Raw genomic sequence first — 14,980 nt, forward strand, 5'->3', positions numbered from 1 at the left:
CCGAGTCTCTCGGCTGGGAGATCGTCGCTGCGCCGAACGCCTTTCGTGGCCCCGATTACCTCTATGAAAATCCGCAGCCCGCGCCGACGACCTGCACTGGGCGCTGCAAAATCCCGAGATTGACGGGATGGTCAGTGTCATCGGCGGGGACGATTCGATTCGGCTGCTGCCCCTGCTGGACGCTGACCTTATTCGGGCGCATCCGAAAGCCTTTGTGGGTTACTCCGACAGCACCGTCACGCTGATGCAATTCCTGAAAGCGGGCGTGATGGCCTACCACGGCCCCGCCGTGCTGACTGATCTGGCGGAGAACGGCGGCATTCATCCCTTCACCCGGCGCGGGCTGGAACAGGCGTTCGGCACCGAGCCTTACGACCTCTCCCCCGCCCCCGAGTGGACCGAGGCGGGGCAGGACTGGGAGGACGTGGCGGCGCAGGAGATTCGCCGCGAATTTCAGCCCGGCGACGGCTGGACGTGGCTCCAGGGCGACGCCCCCGGCGAAGGGCACCTGCTCGGCGGCTGCGTGGAGATTCTGGACATGCTCAGCGGCACGCCCGGCGAACTGCCGCCCGAGCTGTGGCACGGCGCGGTGATGGCGCTGGAAACAAGCGAAGACGTGCCCAGCCCCGCGCAGGTGGGCTACTGGCTCCGCAACTGGGCGGCCAAGGGCGTCTTGCAGCGCCTCAGTGGGCTGCTGCTCGCCCGGCCCCGTGACTACACGCCGGAGATGACCGCGCAGCTTTATGTCTGGGTGCGCCGGGTGCTGAAGGAAGCGGGGCGCGAAGACCTGCCCGTCGTCGCCAATGTGGATTTCGGTCACACCTCGCCCCAGCTCACGCTGCCGCTGGGCGCACAGGTGCGACTGGACCCGGTGGCAGGGCGGGTCACAGTTTGGCCCTAACCCCCAGAATCAGGGAAACGCGGGTTTCCCCGGCTGCCAGCCGCCCTCCGGCCCCCCGGCCCAGTGCCACTGCCCGCCAGCAGGTCTGAGGTCCAGCGCCGCGCGAATGTCGGCCAGCGGCACCCGGCGGGCGAAGCGGGTGCGGGCGTGCCACGCGGCGAGCGCGTCGGCCCCCGCCTGTGAGGACAGACCCACTCCACGCACGGCAGCGGTAGCCCGGTTCACCGCGAGGTCAAACAGCGTGTCCGGCACCGCCCCCGCCGCGTCTTCCCCCGCCGGATTCGGCTCGGAGAGGGCGAGAAAGGGACGCTCCTCGGGCACCTAAGCGCTCCGCACCCGGCCCGCGAGCGCGGCGAGTTGCCCGGCGTGCCACACGCTGTGGCGGGCATTCAGACGCAGAAGTTCGGCCACTGTCATGGTCTGCTCGCTGTAGGTGAGTTCGGTGGACAACTGCTCGGGCGAGAGCTGCCGCGTTTGCTCCACTTCCCAGCCCATCAGGCGGCGCAATCCGGCGTCGTCGGGGGGTGGGAGGTCGCCCGTCGCCCCAGCAATGGCGGCCCAGTACCCCCGCTTGGTCTGTGTCAGGTGGGTGGTCAGCCAGCCGATACGCGGGTGAGTTGCCCCGTCCACCATGTCCAACGCACTCTGCACACTTTCCCAGGGGGCACTGTTGGCCTCCTGAAGCAGCAACGCGAGGTCGGCGGCATTCATGCCTGCCTCAACGCAGCAGACGGTAGCCGTCGCCGTCGCGCTGAAGTTGCCCGCGTTCGAGCATCCGGCCCGTCACCTCGCGGGCCTGCTCGAAGCTCAGTGGGCTTTTTTCTTCCAGGTCACGCAGGGTGAAGTGCCCGCCGCTGCGGTAGGCGTATTTCAGGACCATGCGCTCCTGCACGTCGGCCCGCTCGCCGCCCTGCTCGACCCGCTCCAGCCGGCGCCCGAACAGCGTCCAGACGAGCGCTGCCACCCCTATGCCAATCAGCAGAGCCACCGGCAGCATCTGGGTGGCGAAGGCCGGGTCCGCGACGCTCTGGGCGATTTCCAGCGCCCGCGCTTTGGCCGCCGCGATCTGCTCGGCGCCCGCGCCCGCTGCTTCGAGTCGCCGCACATCGCCGCGCGCGTGCAGAAAGCGGAACACGCCGCCGGTGTCGCCCCGCGTGTAGAACGCGGAAAAGGCGATCAGGGCGGCGGACGCCCCAGCAATCAGCGAGAGAAGGAAGCGGGCAAGACTCATGGCAAGGAGAATAGTCCAGAGGCGGGTGCCGGAGACGGACCGGAAGCACAAAAAAACTGCCCCCACTTGGGAGGCAGTTCCTGGCCAGCTTTTACGGGTTCCGTCTGCTCCGTTGACCAACTGGAACAGCGCCAGTTGACCAACTCCACGTCCGGAACCCGCTTGGCTCCTACTCGCTTCGCTCGGATTGAATCACCTTGGCGATTCAATCCGAGGAGGTCTTATTGACGAGCGTTGCGCGAAGCGTCCACGAGCGCCTTGAAGGCTTCGGGTTCGCGGGCGGCGATGTCAGCCAGGACCTTGCGGTTCAGGTCGATGTTCGCGCGCTTCAGACCGTTGATGAAAGTCGAGTAGTTCATGCCGTGCAGGCGGGCGCCCGCGTTGATGCGCTGAATCCACAGGCGGCGGAAGTCGCGCTTCTTGTTGCGGCGGTCACGGTACTCGTAAGTGGCAGCGTTGAGCAGCGTCTGGAAGGCGTTGCGGTACTGCTTAGAGCGGCTGCCCCAGAAGCCCTTGGCGCGCTTGAGGACCTTCTTGTGGCGGCGGCGACGGACAATCCCGGTTTTGGCGCGTGGCATGGTTTATTTCCCCCTCGGGAGCATGAGTTTCATCCGGGCCCATTCGGCTTTGGCGAGCACGAAGCCCTTGCCCTTGCCGCGAATTTCGTCGCCGCTCTTGCCGGTGTTCTGGTGGCGCTTGCCACTCTTGAACGCCATGACCTTGCCGGTGCCGGTGATCTTGATCCGGCGCTTGGCCATCTTGTGAGTCTTCATCTTGGGCATGGAGAGCCCTCCTTCGTAGTCCAGTCGCGCTCCCTGGGGAGGCTTCTGTCTGGGGTTCGGGCCGCTCTCTTGTTGAGAAAGTTCTCAAAGAGCCGTTGGTCGCCCTGCCCCACTTGACCAAGCGAAGATTTTACACGATGAAGCCCTGGCAGAACAAGGGCCGCGGGGTCAGCCGCCGTCAGGCCGGGGGCAGTCCCGCTGCCAGCCCCTCCGGCAGCGCCTTCGCCACGCGCTCCAGCGTCCGGCCCGCCGCCGCCTGCACCATCTTTTCAAAGGCCGCGCCGCCCCAGCCCTCGGCCTCGGGCGTAGCGAGGTGGGCCTGAAACTGAAAGGCGAAGGCCATCTCGCCGCCCTCAGCCGCCGTCGCCTGCCCCGACACCGCGACCCAGGCGCGTTCGCCGGTCAGCGTGAGCGGACGCAACTCGGCGCCCTGCGGCGTGCGGACAATTTCGCTGCGAAAGGGCAGGTCCACCTCGCCCAGCAGCGGCACCGTGACCAGCAGTTCGCCCCAGACCTGCTCGCCGTCCGAGTCCAGCCCGCGCAAAAAGCGCACCCCGGCGAGCGCGGCAGCGGGTTCACGTACGAAGGCGAGCGCCGCCGCCTGCCCGTGGGGGTGGCGCAAGGTAAACGACTGCTCGGCACTCAGAATCACGCCCGCACCTTCAGTCCACCCACTCGATGACGAGCCGCCCGGTTTGTGCCGCTTCCTGCACCTCGGCGTCACCCGCGCTCCGGAGCCGGGGCAGGTGGGCAAAGCGTGGCGTGGCCGAGGCGTAGCCCAGGCGAACCACCACGTTGTCGCTGAGTTCGTCCTTGCCGATGCGCCACACCAGTTGCCCGCCGAGCGCTTCCAGTTGCCGCGAGAGTTCGGGGGGCAGCTCTGCAAAAGCCATGAGCGCCATTGTACGCCCCGCGCCTTCGCTGCCTGCTCTGCTTCTCTTCTGATGCCCGGTGTCCCCTTGACCCCCCGCAGCTCACCCTCTACCCTGACCGCATGAGTGCCTTGATTGCCACCACGACCCCTTGAGGGCGGTGCGTCAGGCAGCCGCCCCGTAGGACATACGCGGGCGGTTTTTTTGTCGTAAGGAGGAGCAAAGATGCGCGTCGCCATTGTGGGAGCCACCGGGGCCGTCGGCCACGAACTGCTGAAGGTGCTTGAAACCTCAAGTCTCGACTTCAGCGAACTGCAACTCTACGCCTCGCCGCGCAGCGCGGGCAGCACGCTGGAGTTTCGCGGGCAGCCGCTGACGGTGCAGGCCACGCCGGACGGCGCCCTGCCCGCCGACCTCGTGCTCGCCTCGGCGGGCGGGTCCATCAGCAAGGAAAAGGCCCCGCGCTGGGTGGAAGGCGGCGCCGTCGTCATCGACAATTCCAGCGCCTTTCGCTACGACGACGACGTGCCGCTCGTCGTGCCCGAGGTCAATGGTGAAGCGGCCCTGGGGCACAAGGGCATTATCGCCAACCCCAACTGCACCACCGCCATCGCCGTGGTCGCCGTCGCGCCGATTCACCGCAAGTACGGCGTCAAGCGCATGATCGTCAGCACCTATCAGGCCACCAGCGGCGCCGGGCAAAAGGGCATGGACGAGCTGCTCACCGAGACGCACAAGGTGCTGCACGGCCAGGACGCGGGCCACCATGAATTCGTTCACCCCATTCCCTTCAACGTGATTCCGCACATCGACGTGTTTCAGGACAACGGCTACACCAAGGAAGAGATGAAGGTGGTCTGGGAGACGCGCAAAATCATGGGCGACGAGAGCTTGCAGATCAGTTGCACGGCAGTCCGTATTCCCACCCTGCGAACCCACAGCGAGGCCATCACGCTGGAGCTGGAGCGGCCTGCTACGCCCGAGGCCATCCGTGAGCTGCTGGCGACGGCGGCGGGTGTGGAGGTGCGCGACGACCCTAGCGCGAAGCTCTACCCCATGCCCCTGACCGCCAGCGGCAAGTACGACGTGGAAGTGGGGCGCATACGCCAGAGCCTCGTGTTCGACGGCGGCATCGAACTGTTCGTGGCGGGCGACCAACTGCTCAAGGGCGCCGCTCTGAACGCCGTGCAGATTGCCGAAGACCTTCAGCGGCGCGGGGGGCTGAAAGTTCAGCGGGGCTAACGCTTACAACATGGGGCCGGGCCGCAGCGTAGGTTGCCGCCTGGCCTCTGGTTGTGGTGGGTCCGCTGACCTTCCGGGCCGCCGGGGGCCGGCTGCTCTACAATGCCCGCCATGAAAACTGACCCCGCAGACCTCACCCTTTTTCTGGCGCAGAGCGTGGTGGATCAGCCCGCGCTGGTGCGCGTGAGTCGGCGTGGCCCGACCGTGCTCGTGCGGGTGGCCCCCGGCGAGGAAGGCCGCTTTATTGGCAGACAGGGCCGGGTGATTCAGGCGATTCGCACCCTGGTTCGGGCCGCCGGCGACCCCCGCGAGCGCGTGAACGTGGACCTCGACGCGCCGCGCAAGGCATGACGCGCCCCGAAGCGAGCGGCCCGCCCGACGCCACGAGACTGGGGCACCTGCTGGGGCCGCACGGCGTGCAGGGCGGCATCAAGCTCTACGTGCTGGGCGACCCGGCGCAGGTGCTGGCGCTGAAACGAGTTTATGTGGAGTCGCGCGGCTGGCTGAGTCTTCGCCGCGCCGAGGGGATGCCCCCGAACCTCGTGTTGTACCTCGCGGGCGTGTCCTCACGCGAGGGAGCCGAAGAATTGCGCGGCCTTCAGGTCTACGCTACCGACGCCGAGCTGCCCGACCTGGAAGAAGGCACGTTCTACTACCACGACCTGCGCGGCCTGGAAGTGTACGGCGCGGGCGGCGAACGCCTCGGCACTGTCAGCGACGTGATGGACGCCGGGCACCAGGACCTGCTGGTGGTGGACTACGGCGGGGGCACGTCGTTCGTGCCGCTGCAAGCGCCTTACGTGGAGGTGCCGCTGGCTGGCGGCAAACCGGGCGCGGTTCACCTGACCGCCGACGCTCCCGCCGGGCTGATCGGGCCGGAGCCCGGCGAAGAAGACGGCGCGGCGGAGTCCTGAGCGAGTGCTGACCTTTTCTTTTTTGACGCTCTTTCCCGAACTGCTCACCCCCTTCGCGCAGGAAGCCATCGTGGGCAAGGCGCGGGAACGGGGTCTGATAGACGTGCGGCTGGTCAACCTGCGCGACTACGCCCAGAACAAGCATCTCAAGGTGGACGACACGCCCTATGGCGGCGGCGCGGGCATGGTCATCCGGGTGGACGTGGCGGCGCGCGCTCTGGACGCCGCGTGTCAGGCGGGGCCGCGGCCCGACGAGGTGATTTTGTTCACCCCAGCGGGCGAGCGCTTTACCCAGCAGGTGGCCGAGGAGCTGGCGAACAAACAGCACCTCGTCTTTCTCTGTGGCCGTTACGAGGGCTTCGACGCGCGGGTCGAGGGACTCGTCACCCGCGAACTGAGCCTCGGCGACTTCGTGATGATGGGCGGCGAGGCGGCGGCGGCCTGCGTGCTCGAAGCGGTGGCCCGGCTGCGGCCCGGCGTGCTCGGCGACGAGGCGTCGCACCAGCAGGACTCCTTTTCCAGCGGTTTGCTCGACTACCCCGAGTACACCCGTCCCCCTGAGTGGGAAGGCCACAGCGTGCCCGACGTGCTGCGCGGCGGCAACCACGCGGCGGTGGCCCGCTGGCGGCGCGACCAGGCGTTGGAACGCACCCTGCGCCGCCGTCCCGACCTGCTGCCCGGCGCCGGCCTGACGCCGCAGGACAGTGCGGCCCTGCTGGCACTGGGCGTGACCCCCGAACAGCTCAGCATCTGGGACGCGCCGCCCCCACCCGCGCCAAAGGTTCGCCGCAAAAAGAAGCCGTCGGCTGAGGACAAGGCCCCGACGGACACTTCTAGCGAGTAAGAATCAGCGCCCAAACAGCAGCGTACTCAGACGACGCCCGCTCAACAGCCGTCCAATCACTGCCGGAATCATCAGCACGACGAGGCCGTAGAGGACCGAGAGCGCGATGGTCAGCCCGACGGGGTCGCTGCGCTCGGGGGCGTACCAGTTTTCCAGCACCTGAAGCAGGAAGGGGTGAATGAGGTACACCTGCAAGCTGACCGTGCCCAGTGTGGCGATCAGGATGCGGAGTGGGTGCGTCGAGCGCTGCCACTGGTAGGCGAGGCCGAGCAGACCCAGGGCCATCAGGGCGCTGTAGCCCCAGCTCAGGGCGTGGTAGGCCACCGAGTCCACCGACTCTCCCAGCATCTGCCGGGTGGTGACCGTCAGGTAGGGCGGAAACACCAGCACCAGCAGGCCCAGCACCCACCAGCGCGACTTGCGGAACCACTCGGAAAATTCGCCCAGGCGCGCGCCCACGCTCACGCCCAGCACGATGGGCAGGACATACCACAGCACGGTGCTGCCCGGATACGGCGTCTGCAACACGTTGCGGTTGAGTAGGTACGCCCCCGCCTGCAGCGCGGCCCCGAGCACGAAGGCCAGCCAGATGGGCGGGCGGCGCCGCGCCAGGGGCAGCAGCAGCGGCAAAATCAGGTACACCTGCAGCGCCACCAGCATGAAGTACAGGTGGTAACTCGCCTTGCCGTAAAGCAGGTAAAACGACCATCGCTCGGGGTCGGTGAGCACTTCCGGGGGCCGGCGTCCGCTGGCGACATACCACAGCACGTACAGCACGCTCCACAGCAGGTAAGGCCAGCCGCCGCGAATCAGCCGCCGCGAGTAGTAGCGCAGGGGCCGGAAGTCCTTGAGCAGACTGCGCGTGAGCACCGTTGCCGACAGGAAAATAAACGCCGGCACCGCGAAGTGCAGCGTGCGGTTGACCCCAGCGGTGATCAGATACGCGGTGCTGCCTTCGGGGAGGTGGCGCAGCGTCACGGCGGTGGTGTGGTGGGTGACCACTTCCAGAATCGCCAGCCCCCGGAAAAAATCCACCGCACTCAGCCGCGCCGTGGAGACGGCCTGCCGCGACACCGTGACCGGCGCGTGGGCACTCGGCAGGGCAGGCGAGAGGGCGCCGACCCCCACGCCGGCCAGCGCCGCCTCGTGGGGGCGAACCAGGGCCATCGCCCCGTGCTCGGGCAGACCGGGAAGCTCGTAGGGCGAGTCGAGCAGTTGCTGACGCAGACCGGGCTGCGAGCCCGTCTGGCGGGCGAAATAATTGAGCGCCTTGTCGAGCCGCACCAGCCCCAGGCGGCGCAGCAGCGACGGTGAAGAACGCCACGCCGTGGTCACGGGCGCAGGCGGCTCAGGAAACGCACTGGCCGGGTGCGGCAAAGACAGGTGCGGCAGGAAGACGAAGAGCGCCGTGCGCTCCGGGACAGAAGAACCATTCGATTCGTCAGCATACCGGCTGCGGCGCCCGGGGGCGTGAGGGTTTCCCGGCGTGAGGACCGCCGCGCTGTCACCCGAAGGGTCCTTTCAAGGGTGGAACCGCTCCCAGCGCCTCCCGGCAGGCGCCGGCGTGTTAGCGTTCAGGGCATGACCAAGCGCACACCCGACTCCGCCGACATCTCTTTCGAGCATGCTCTGGTGCTCGAAACCGCTCGCGTGACCGAGGGCGCCGCACTCGCCGCCAGCCGGTTCATGGGCCTGGGCGACAAGAACGCGGTGGACGGCGCAGGCACCGAGGCCATGCGCTCGCTGCTCAACAGCCTCGACATCCGCGGCACCGTGGTGATCGGCGAGGGCGAGATGGACGAGGCGCCGATGCTCTACATCGGGGAAAAGGTCGGCAACGGCCAGTACGAGGTGGACATCGCCGTGGACCCGGTCGAGGGCACCAACGTGACCGCCAAGGGCCTGCCCAACGGCCTGGCGGTGATCGCCCTGAGCGAGCGCGGCGGCCTGATGCACGCGCCCGACTGCTACATGGAAAAGCTGATCGTGCCCCCGCCCGCCGCGGGCCGCGTGAATCTCGACTGGCCGGTGGAGGCCAACCTGAGCGTGATCGCGCAGAGCCTGGAGCGCGACGTGGAAGACCTGATGATCACCATTCTGGACCGTGAGCGGCACGCCGACCTGATTCAGCGGGTCCGCGCGACGGGCGCCCGCGTCAAGCTGATCGGCGACGGTGACGTGGTGGCGGGCCTCGCCGTTGGCGTGCGCGGCACCGGCGTTCACGCGCTGATGGGCTCGGGCGGCGCTCCCGAGGGCGTGCTCTCGGCGGCGGCGTGCAAGTGCCTGGGCGCCGAAATCCGGGGGCGAGGTCATCGCCGAGGACGACGCCATGCGCGAGCGCTTCGCCGAAATGGGCGTGAACGAACACCGCATCTACAGTACCGATGACCTCGCCCCCGGCAAACAGATCGTCTTCAGCGCCACCGGCATCACCTACGGCGAACTGCTCAACGGCGTCCGGCGCTTCGCGGGCGGCGCCCGCACCCACACCCTCGTCATGGGCCACGCCAGCCGGGTGGTGCGCTTCATCGACACCGTGCACCTCGAAGAAGACAACGCCCGCGTGACCATCCGCGTCTGAGGCCATAAAGCAGAAAGTGTAAGAGAGGGGAGGCGAAGGGACCTTCCCTTTTTCGTGTCTACAACGCCCAGCGCCCCGCCGCTACCCCACGCCGCACTTCCTCCACCAGCCGCGTCTGAGACCCCTCACCCCTGCCTTCGGCAGGCCCTCTGCTTCGCAGCTTTGCAAGTCTCCCTTTGGTAGAGGGTCAACCGGTGCAAGGCAATTCTTTTGTCAAATGCTTTAGGAAGGCCAGCGGGTCGGATATAAAAAGAAGCGTCGGGCACGGCAACTTGGAGCTGGACATGCCGTTCACAACGTCACCAGCCCCCCCGGCGTTTCCAGTTGCGCGGCCAGTTCAGGCTGCGGCGCCTCGTACACTTCCACCTCGCCCACGAAGTTCAGGGCATTGAGCTGCCCGCGCAGGGCATCAGGGTGAGGCGTACCCAGCCGCAGCGTGAGCAGCCGCACGCCCGCGTCGGGCAGCCGGGCCGGAGGCGCGGGGGTGTCCCAGACAATCAGGGAAGGCTCGACTCCGCCGCCGGGCAGCTCGCCAGTTGCCGGCACCGTCAGCCGCCAGCGATTCTCGCCCCGGCTCACGGACAACACGTCGGGGCGCTGCGGCAACTCGCGCACCGCCGCCACCCAGTGAATCAACGCTGGGCCATCGGCCAGCCGCTCGCGCATCTGCGGGGTGTCCAGCCCGAACCAACGCGGGCGCGGCGGGGCGGGGGCTACCGGGTTGATGGCGATGACCTCCAGATAAGCCGTCCCCAGCGACAGCAACCGGTTGTGGGTGCCGAACGCGGAATGCTCGCCGCCGGGTTGCAGCGGTACGTCCAGGCGGCCTTCGAGCCACGCCACGCCTTCTTCCAGCGTGCGGGCAGCAATGACGAGGTGGTCGAGGTGGGCTGGTGTGTATGAAGTGTCGGTCATGGCAGGCTCCTGGGGCATCTCAGGCCCCCCGTGGGCGGCTCAGCGCCGCGAGGTCGCCCAGCACGATGGCCGCCGCCTTTTCGCCGCTTTCCAGGGCGCCCTGAATGCCGCTCATGGACGTGATTTCGGAAGCGAGGAGCACGCCCGGCAGACTGGTGGCGTGCCCCGGCAGCGTGGCCGCGTACCCGGCGGGCTGCTCGAACTGCGCGTAGGGAATGCGTTCGAGCATAAGCAGCCGCAGCGTGCCGACCGCCTCCGCGCCGTACCAGCGGGTCAATTCGCCGCGCACGCGGGCGTCCAGAGACGCATCGTCGAGGTCCGGCAGCCCCAGCACCGTCACCGTCAGCAGGTGCTGTCCGGTGGGAGCACGGCCCGGCACCGCGAGACTGGTCCACTGGGCGTTGTTGATGAGGCCCGTTTCGGCGTTCAGCAACAGCCGGTGCTGCCCGGAAATGCGCTGCGGAGTCGCGTAGTACAGGTAGGTGCTCGACAGGGCGCCCCGGCTGAGCGCCTCGCCGGTCAGGTCGCTGGCGGTCGGTGCCTCGGTCGCCACGATGACCTGCCGGGCGTCTATCTCGCCCGCGCTCGTCACGGCGGTTACGTAACCGGGCCGGGGCAGCAGCCGCGACACCCGCACGCCGGTCAGGAGATCGCTCCCCTGCGCGAGCTGCCGGCTGAGTTCGCCCATGCCGCGCCGGGGAAGCGCCGCGCCGCCGTCCATCAGCATCCGGAAGTAGTAGCGAAACAGCCGCGCCGAGGTCGCCAGGTCACGCCGCAGGAAAATGCCGCCGAAAAAGGGCCGGAAAAAATGGTCGAGCGCCGCTTCCGAAAAGCCCTGACCGCGCAGAAAGCTCTCGGTACTTTCGTCGGAACCAATCAGCAATTCGTGGGCGGCGGGCGTGCGGAGCGACGCAGCGAGACGTGCCACCCGCAGCTTGTCGCCCAGCGTCAGGGCGCCCGATTTCAGGGTGCTGGGCAGACTGGCGAGGTCGTCGAGGGGGCTGCCGAGCACGTCCTCGCGTGCCCCGCGCCGCAGCGCCGCCGCCGAGGGCAGAGGCACGAGGTCGAGCGCGTCGAGGTTCAGTTGCCGCCGCACCGCCGGATACGCAGGAAACAGCACCTGAAACCCGGCGTCGAGGGTAAAGCCCTCCAGCTCACGCGAGCGCACCCGGCCCCCCACCTCGGGCGCTGCTTCCAGCACGCGCACCCGCCGCCCGGCCCGCGTGAGCACCCGCGCCGCCGTCAGGCCCGCAAGCCCGCCCCCGACCACCAGTCCGTCCAACATGCGCCCCAGCATAAGAGGATCCCCGGTATCAAAGGATGAAGTGCAGGAGAATAGTTCTGTCAGAAGCGGGCCTTTACCCTGAGCCCATGTTCGGTCGCCGCGTTCCCCCCAACGTCGTCTTCATGCTGAGTCTGCTGCTGGCGGTCGTGTGCGGCCTGATCTGTTACAAGGCCCTCAGCGTGAACAACATCGTGGGCGGCGTCATCGCGGGCCTCTTCGCCCTGTGGTTCGCGGTGGACGCGGTGCGCTCGTTCGGCTGGACGCGGCAGAAATAAATTGGTGGGAGCGGCTCCGCTTTCCCGGTGCTAGCCTCGCCGCATGACCGACAAGCTGGAACACCATGTGGCACGGGGCCTGGACGACCTGCGGGCGCTCGTCGCCCTGCCGAGCGTTTCGGCGCAGGGCCGGATGCTGCCCGAAACCGCCGACGCCGTGGCCGGGCTGCTGCGGGCCGAGGGCTTCGGCGTGCAGCAATTCCCCGGCACGGTGGCGCCGGTGCTGCTCGCCGAAGCGGGCGAGGGCCCCTTCACCCTGCTGATCTACAACCACTACGACGTGCAGCCCGAGGACCCGCTGGAACTGTGGGACACGCCGCCCTTCGAACTCACCGAGCGAGGCGGGCGGCTTTACGGACGTGGCGCCAGCGACGACAAGGGCGAACTCGCCTCGCGGCTGGCGGCGGTGCGGGCAGTGCGCGAGCAGCTCGGGCACCTGCCGGTCAAGATCAAGTGGCTGATCGAGGGCGAGGAAGAAGTCGGCAGCCCGACCCTGGAACGCTTCGTGGCCGAGCACGCCGCCGAGTTGCAGGCCGACGGCTGCTGGTGGGAATTCGGCGGCATCAGCCCCGAGGGACGGCCCATTCTCTCGCTGGGGCTCAAGGGCGTGATGTGCCTGGAACTGCGCTGCCGGGTGGCCGACAGTGACCTCCACAGCAGCCTCGGGGCCGTGATTGACAACCCGCTCTACTGCCTCGCCCGCGCGGTCGCCAGCCTGCGCGACGAGCAGGGCAACGTCACCATCCCCGGCTTTTACGACGACGTGCGGGCGGCGAGCGGGGCCGACCGGCAGGCCATCGCGCAGATTCCCGGCGACGGACAGGCGGTGCGCGACACCTTCGGGGTGAGGCGCCCGCTGGCGACGGGACCGGCGTACAACGAGCGGACCAACCTGCACCCGGTGGTCAACGTGAACGGCTGGGGCGGCGGTTACCAGGGCGAGGGCAGCAAGACGGTGCTGCCGGGCGCGGGCTTCGTCAAGCTCGATTTCCGGCTGGTGCCCGACCAGGACCCGGCGCGCGTCCTCTCCCTGCTGCGTGAGCATCTGACGGCGCAGGGCCTGAGCGACATCGAAGTCGTGGAACTTGAAGCCCACCAGAAACCCGCCCGCGCCGACGCCGGGCACCCCTTCGTGCAGGCGTGCGTGGCGGCTGCCCGCGCCGCGCACGGCCAGGACCCCATCGTTCACCCGTCGAGCGGCGCCAGCGGGCCGATGTTTCCCTTCACTGGCGGCGCCGGGGGCGGTGGCCTGGGGATTCCTTGCGTCGCCGTCGGCATCGGCAACCACGCCGGGCGGGTCCACGCGCCGAACGAGAACATCGTGCGCGAGCATTTCGCCCGGGGCGTGGCGTTCGGGGTGGAGTTGCTGACGCGGCTGGGCGAGATGTCTCCCCCGGCGGGGGCACCGGCCTCCGGGGCAGAGGCAGGCCGCTAGACTGCGGGGCGTGTACACCTGGTTCGATGCCCTGCTCGTGACCCTGCTCGCCATCGTGACGGCGCTGGGGGCGCGGCGCGGGCTGGCCGGGCTGATCTGGGGGCTCGCGGCATTGCTGTTGTGCTTGCTGGTCAATGCGTTGACCCCGAACGCGGCCCTTGCAGCCTTGCTCGCCCTGCTGCTCAGCGGCGCGGCGGCCTACGCCACCGCCAGGATCGTCACCCGGCCTTACGCTCAGCCCTGGTTTCAGGTGGCGGGGGGCATGGGGGGCTTTTTGCTCGGCACGCTGCTCGTCTCGGCGCTGGCCCTGAGTTTCCCTATGGAACGGCAAAAGGGTCAGGTGAGCTACCCCTCGCGCGACCTGCCCGAGCCGCTGCACAGCGCGGTGCAGCAGTCGATCATTCAGCAGCGGCTGCGGGGCGTTTGGACCAGCAACCGGGCCGTACGGCTGTTGGTGGTGCCGGACCGCGCCCATCCTCAGCCCTGAAATCAACCGAGCCCGAAAGAAACAGCCGGCTGCACTACACTGGCCTGGTGCCCTCTTTTCTGTCTTTTCTTTCTGGCCGGGGCCCGCTCGTCGCTGCCGCTTTGCTGGCCCTGAGCGGTGCCCCGGCGCAGGCCCAGCTCTGGGAAACGCCGCAGACCACCGCCCGCCAGCCGCTGCTGCGGGGCGTCAGCGTGCAGCCGGGCGGCAAGGTGCTGCGGCTGGGCAGCACGACCCTCACCCTCGACGTGGTGGCGGGCCGGGTGGTCGGCGTGTTGATCGAAGGCCGCGACACGGCGAGCGTGGCCCGCGCCCTGGCCGCCGTCTGGGACAGCACCGCTGAGGGCGCCGCGTCCCTGCAACAGGCGTTTGCGCGCCCCGCCTTTCAAGACCGCGCCCGGCTCGGCAGCGTGCAGCCCAGCGATGAAAACGGCACGGACCTGCTGGCCATCCGGCTGACGGGCCGGGGCGCCGAGCAGCGCTGGCGGGTGTACGCGGCGGTGAACGTGCTGCCCGAGAGCGATTTTCCCGTCACCCGCAACGTGACCGGGCAAAGCAAGGCGCCCAACGTGATTCACGTCCTCAGCGATTTTCAGTGCCCGGCCTGCCGCCAGTTGTGGGCGGAGCAGATCCCGGGTTGGCGCGCGCAGCCGGCCAAATACCGCCTCTTCTACCATCATTTTCCGCTGAGCTACCACGCCAACGCCTTTGCCGCCGCAGAGGCCAGCGAGTGCGCCGCCAAGCAGGGGCAATTCTGGACCTACGCCGACCGGCTGTTCGGCGGGGTCGAGGAGTGGGGCCGGGCGTCCGCGCCGCAGGCCACCAGGCTGTTCGGCACCTACGCGGGCAAGCTCAAGCTCGACCGCACCGCTTTCGACCGTTGCCTGAACACGCACCAGCTGAAAGCCAAGGTGCAACGCCAGATACAGGGTGCCGGAAAAACTTACCTACGCGGCACGCCCACTGTGTACCTCAACGGGGTCAAATTGAATTCCTTTAGCGATGAGGAACTCGCCAGCGTGCAGGCGGTGACCCGCGCCCAGCCCAGCGCCGCCAGCGTCATCGCCGCGCGTTTCAAGTCTTTCCGCTGAGCGTGACCAAAGAAAACCCCCGCGCCGGGCGGGGGATATTCTGGTGGGTCGCCTCGGACTCGAACCGAGAACCCGCTGATTAAAAGTCAGCTGCTCTACCATTGAGCTAACAACCCAGGAGGACAGGC

19 protein-coding genes, 1 tRNA gene and 1 pseudogene are annotated in these 14,980 nt (G+C 68.3%); 10 read left to right on the forward strand and 11 right to left on the reverse strand.

Going from position 1 to position 14,980, the window contains the following annotated elements; all coding sequences use genetic code 11:
- Positions 1 to 127 precede the first annotated feature (127 nt).
- A complete protein-coding gene (locus DR_RS10245) occupies positions 128 to 901 on the forward strand; it encodes a S66 family peptidase (RefSeq protein WP_010888633.1) in 774 nt (257 codons plus the stop codon).
- A gap of 9 nt (positions 902 to 910) precedes the next feature.
- Here DR_RS10245 and DR_RS10250 read toward each other — a convergent pair whose 3' ends face one another.
- The 7 genes from DR_RS10250 to DR_RS10280 all read right to left on the reverse strand — a co-directional run bounded on the left by DR_RS10250 (position 911) and on the right by DR_RS10280 (position 3,816).
- Positions 911 to 1,222 (reverse strand): hypothetical protein, encoded by a 312-nt coding sequence (locus DR_RS10250; RefSeq protein ID WP_010888634.1) that lies wholly within the window; start codon positions 1,220 to 1,222, stop codon positions 911 to 913.
- Entirely contained in the window at positions 1,223 to 1,612 is a 390-nt protein-coding gene (locus DR_RS10255) for a hypothetical protein (RefSeq protein ID WP_010888635.1), read from the reverse strand.
- 7 nt (positions 1,613 to 1,619) lie between these two features.
- Positions 1,620 to 2,132, reverse strand: a complete 513-nt coding sequence (locus DR_RS10260; protein WP_027479839.1) for a hypothetical protein — start codon at positions 2,130 to 2,132, stop codon at positions 1,620 to 1,622.
- Positions 2,133 to 2,353: 221 nt separating this feature from the next.
- The gene (gene rplT / locus DR_RS10265) at positions 2,354 to 2,710 is read right to left on the reverse strand and encodes a 50S ribosomal protein L20 (protein ID WP_010888637.1); all 357 of its coding nucleotides are present in this window, start codon (positions 2,708 to 2,710) and stop codon (positions 2,354 to 2,356) included.
- Between the two features lie 3 nt (positions 2,711 to 2,713).
- Positions 2,714 to 2,914: a 50S ribosomal protein L35 gene (gene rpmI / locus DR_RS10270; protein ID WP_010888638.1), complete on the reverse strand. Its 201-nt coding sequence runs from the start codon at positions 2,912 to 2,914 to the stop codon at positions 2,714 to 2,716.
- A 178-nt stretch (positions 2,915 to 3,092) separates the two neighbouring features.
- On the reverse strand, positions 3,093 to 3,566 hold the full coding sequence (locus DR_RS10275) for a DUF3809 domain-containing protein (RefSeq protein WP_010888639.1): 474 nt from the start codon (positions 3,564 to 3,566) through the stop codon (positions 3,093 to 3,095).
- A gap of 10 nt (positions 3,567 to 3,576) precedes the next feature.
- A complete protein-coding gene (locus DR_RS10280; RefSeq protein ID WP_010888640.1) occupies positions 3,577 to 3,816 on the reverse strand; it encodes a DUF3248 domain-containing protein in 240 nt (79 codons plus the stop codon).
- A 195-nt stretch (positions 3,817 to 4,011) separates the two neighbouring features.
- Here DR_RS10280 and DR_RS10285 point away from each other — a divergent pair, with 195 nt between their 5' ends.
- The 4 genes from DR_RS10285 to trmD all read left to right on the forward strand — a co-directional run bounded on the left by DR_RS10285 (position 4,012) and on the right by trmD (position 6,786).
- On the forward strand, positions 4,012 to 5,028 hold the full coding sequence (locus tag DR_RS10285; RefSeq protein ID WP_010888641.1) for an aspartate-semialdehyde dehydrogenase: 1,017 nt from the start codon (positions 4,012 to 4,014) through the stop codon (positions 5,026 to 5,028).
- Between the two features lie 111 nt (positions 5,029 to 5,139).
- Positions 5,140 to 5,379 (forward strand): KH domain-containing protein, encoded by a 240-nt coding sequence (locus DR_RS10290; RefSeq protein ID WP_027479840.1) that lies wholly within the window; start codon positions 5,140 to 5,142, stop codon positions 5,377 to 5,379.
- Positions 5,376 to 5,942 (forward strand): ribosome maturation factor RimM, encoded by a 567-nt coding sequence (rimM, locus tag DR_RS10295; RefSeq protein ID WP_010888643.1) that lies wholly within the window; start codon positions 5,376 to 5,378, stop codon positions 5,940 to 5,942. Before DR_RS10290 ends, rimM begins: the two co-directional genes overlap by 4 nt.
- Positions 5,943 to 5,946: 4 nt before the next feature.
- Entirely contained in the window at positions 5,947 to 6,786 is an 840-nt protein-coding gene (gene trmD, locus DR_RS10300; protein WP_010888644.1) for a tRNA (guanosine(37)-N1)-methyltransferase TrmD, read from the forward strand.
- A 3-nt stretch (positions 6,787 to 6,789) separates the two neighbouring features.
- Here trmD and DR_RS10305 read toward each other — a convergent pair whose 3' ends face one another.
- Positions 6,790 to 8,121, reverse strand: a complete 1,332-nt coding sequence (locus tag DR_RS10305) for an acyltransferase (RefSeq protein ID WP_162177656.1) — start codon at positions 8,119 to 8,121, stop codon at positions 6,790 to 6,792.
- Positions 8,122 to 8,367: 246 nt separating this feature from the next.
- Here DR_RS10305 and glpX point away from each other — a divergent pair.
- Positions 8,368 to 9,367: pseudogene (gene glpX, locus DR_RS10310) on the forward strand (class II fructose-bisphosphatase).
- 291 nt (positions 9,368 to 9,658) lie between these two features.
- Here glpX and DR_RS10315 read toward each other — a convergent pair.
- On the reverse strand, positions 9,659 to 10,282 hold the full coding sequence (locus DR_RS10315; RefSeq protein WP_010888647.1) for a VOC family protein: 624 nt from the start codon (positions 10,280 to 10,282) through the stop codon (positions 9,659 to 9,661).
- Between the two features lie 19 nt (positions 10,283 to 10,301).
- Complete coding sequence (locus DR_RS10320) at positions 10,302 to 11,567, reverse strand: NAD(P)/FAD-dependent oxidoreductase (protein ID WP_010888648.1); 1,266 nt, start codon at positions 11,565 to 11,567, stop codon at positions 10,302 to 10,304.
- A gap of 86 nt (positions 11,568 to 11,653) precedes the next feature.
- Here DR_RS10320 and DR_RS10325 point away from each other — a divergent pair, with 86 nt between their 5' ends.
- From DR_RS10325 to DR_RS10340, 4 genes are read left to right on the forward strand one after another with little or no spacing between them, the layout of a single operon-like run.
- Positions 11,654 to 11,842, forward strand: coding sequence for a hypothetical protein (locus DR_RS10325; RefSeq protein ID WP_027479843.1), 189 nt, complete (start codon positions 11,654 to 11,656; stop codon positions 11,840 to 11,842).
- A 43-nt stretch (positions 11,843 to 11,885) separates the two neighbouring features.
- Complete coding sequence (locus DR_RS10330; RefSeq protein ID WP_010888650.1) at positions 11,886 to 13,277, forward strand: M20 family metallopeptidase; 1,392 nt, start codon at positions 11,886 to 11,888, stop codon at positions 13,275 to 13,277.
- A 10-nt stretch (positions 13,278 to 13,287) separates the two neighbouring features.
- Positions 13,288 to 13,764, forward strand: a complete 477-nt coding sequence (locus DR_RS10335) for a hypothetical protein (RefSeq protein ID WP_027479844.1) — start codon at positions 13,288 to 13,290, stop codon at positions 13,762 to 13,764.
- A gap of 47 nt (positions 13,765 to 13,811) precedes the next feature.
- Positions 13,812 to 14,852 (forward strand): DsbA family protein, encoded by a 1,041-nt coding sequence (locus tag DR_RS10340; protein ID WP_010888652.1) that lies wholly within the window; start codon positions 13,812 to 13,814, stop codon positions 14,850 to 14,852.
- Between the two features lie 41 nt (positions 14,853 to 14,893).
- Here the strand turns inward: DR_RS10340 and DR_RS10345 are convergent.
- A tRNA-Lys gene (locus DR_RS10345) sits at positions 14,894 to 14,968 on the reverse strand.
- Between the last annotated feature and the right edge of the window lie 12 nt (positions 14,969 to 14,980).

The sequence above is a fragment of the Deinococcus radiodurans R1 = ATCC 13939 = DSM 20539 genome, from assembly GCF_000008565.1.
GTDB lineage: Bacteria > Deinococcota > Deinococci > Deinococcales > Deinococcaceae > Deinococcus > Deinococcus radiodurans.

Coding starts and splice junctions, on each gene's coding strand:
- DR_RS10325 (WP_027479843.1), top strand. CDS start 11,654: ATGTTCGGTCGCCGCGTTCCCCCCAACGTCGTCTTCATGCTGAGTCTG.
- DR_RS10245 (WP_010888633.1), top strand. CDS start 128: ATGGTCAGTGTCATCGGCGGGGACGATTCGATTCGGCTGCTGCCCCTG.
- DR_RS10290 (WP_027479840.1), top strand. CDS start 5,140: ATGAAAACTGACCCCGCAGACCTCACCCTTTTTCTGGCGCAGAGCGTG.
- DR_RS10285 (WP_010888641.1), top strand. CDS start 4,012: ATGCGCGTCGCCATTGTGGGAGCCACCGGGGCCGTCGGCCACGAACTG.
- DR_RS10315 (WP_010888647.1), bottom strand. CDS start 10,282: ATGACCGACACTTCATACACACCAGCCCACCTCGACCACCTCGTCATT.
- DR_RS10280 (WP_010888640.1), bottom strand. CDS start 3,816: ATGGCGCTCATGGCTTTTGCAGAGCTGCCCCCCGAACTCTCGCGGCAA.
- DR_RS10255 (WP_010888635.1), bottom strand. CDS start 1,612: ATGAATGCCGCCGACCTCGCGTTGCTGCTTCAGGAGGCCAACAGTGCC.
- rimM (WP_010888643.1), top strand. CDS start 5,376: ATGACGCGCCCCGAAGCGAGCGGCCCGCCCGACGCCACGAGACTGGGG.
- DR_RS10320 (WP_010888648.1), bottom strand. CDS start 11,567: ATGTTGGACGGACTGGTGGTCGGGGGCGGGCTTGCGGGCCTGACGGCG.
- DR_RS10330 (WP_010888650.1), top strand. CDS start 11,886: ATGACCGACAAGCTGGAACACCATGTGGCACGGGGCCTGGACGACCTG.
- rpmI (WP_010888638.1), bottom strand. CDS start 2,914: ATGCCCAAGATGAAGACTCACAAGATGGCCAAGCGCCGGATCAAGATC.
- rplT (WP_010888637.1), bottom strand. CDS start 2,710: ATGCCACGCGCCAAAACCGGGATTGTCCGTCGCCGCCGCCACAAGAAG.
- DR_RS10260 (WP_027479839.1), bottom strand. CDS start 2,132: ATGAGTCTTGCCCGCTTCCTTCTCTCGCTGATTGCTGGGGCGTCCGCC.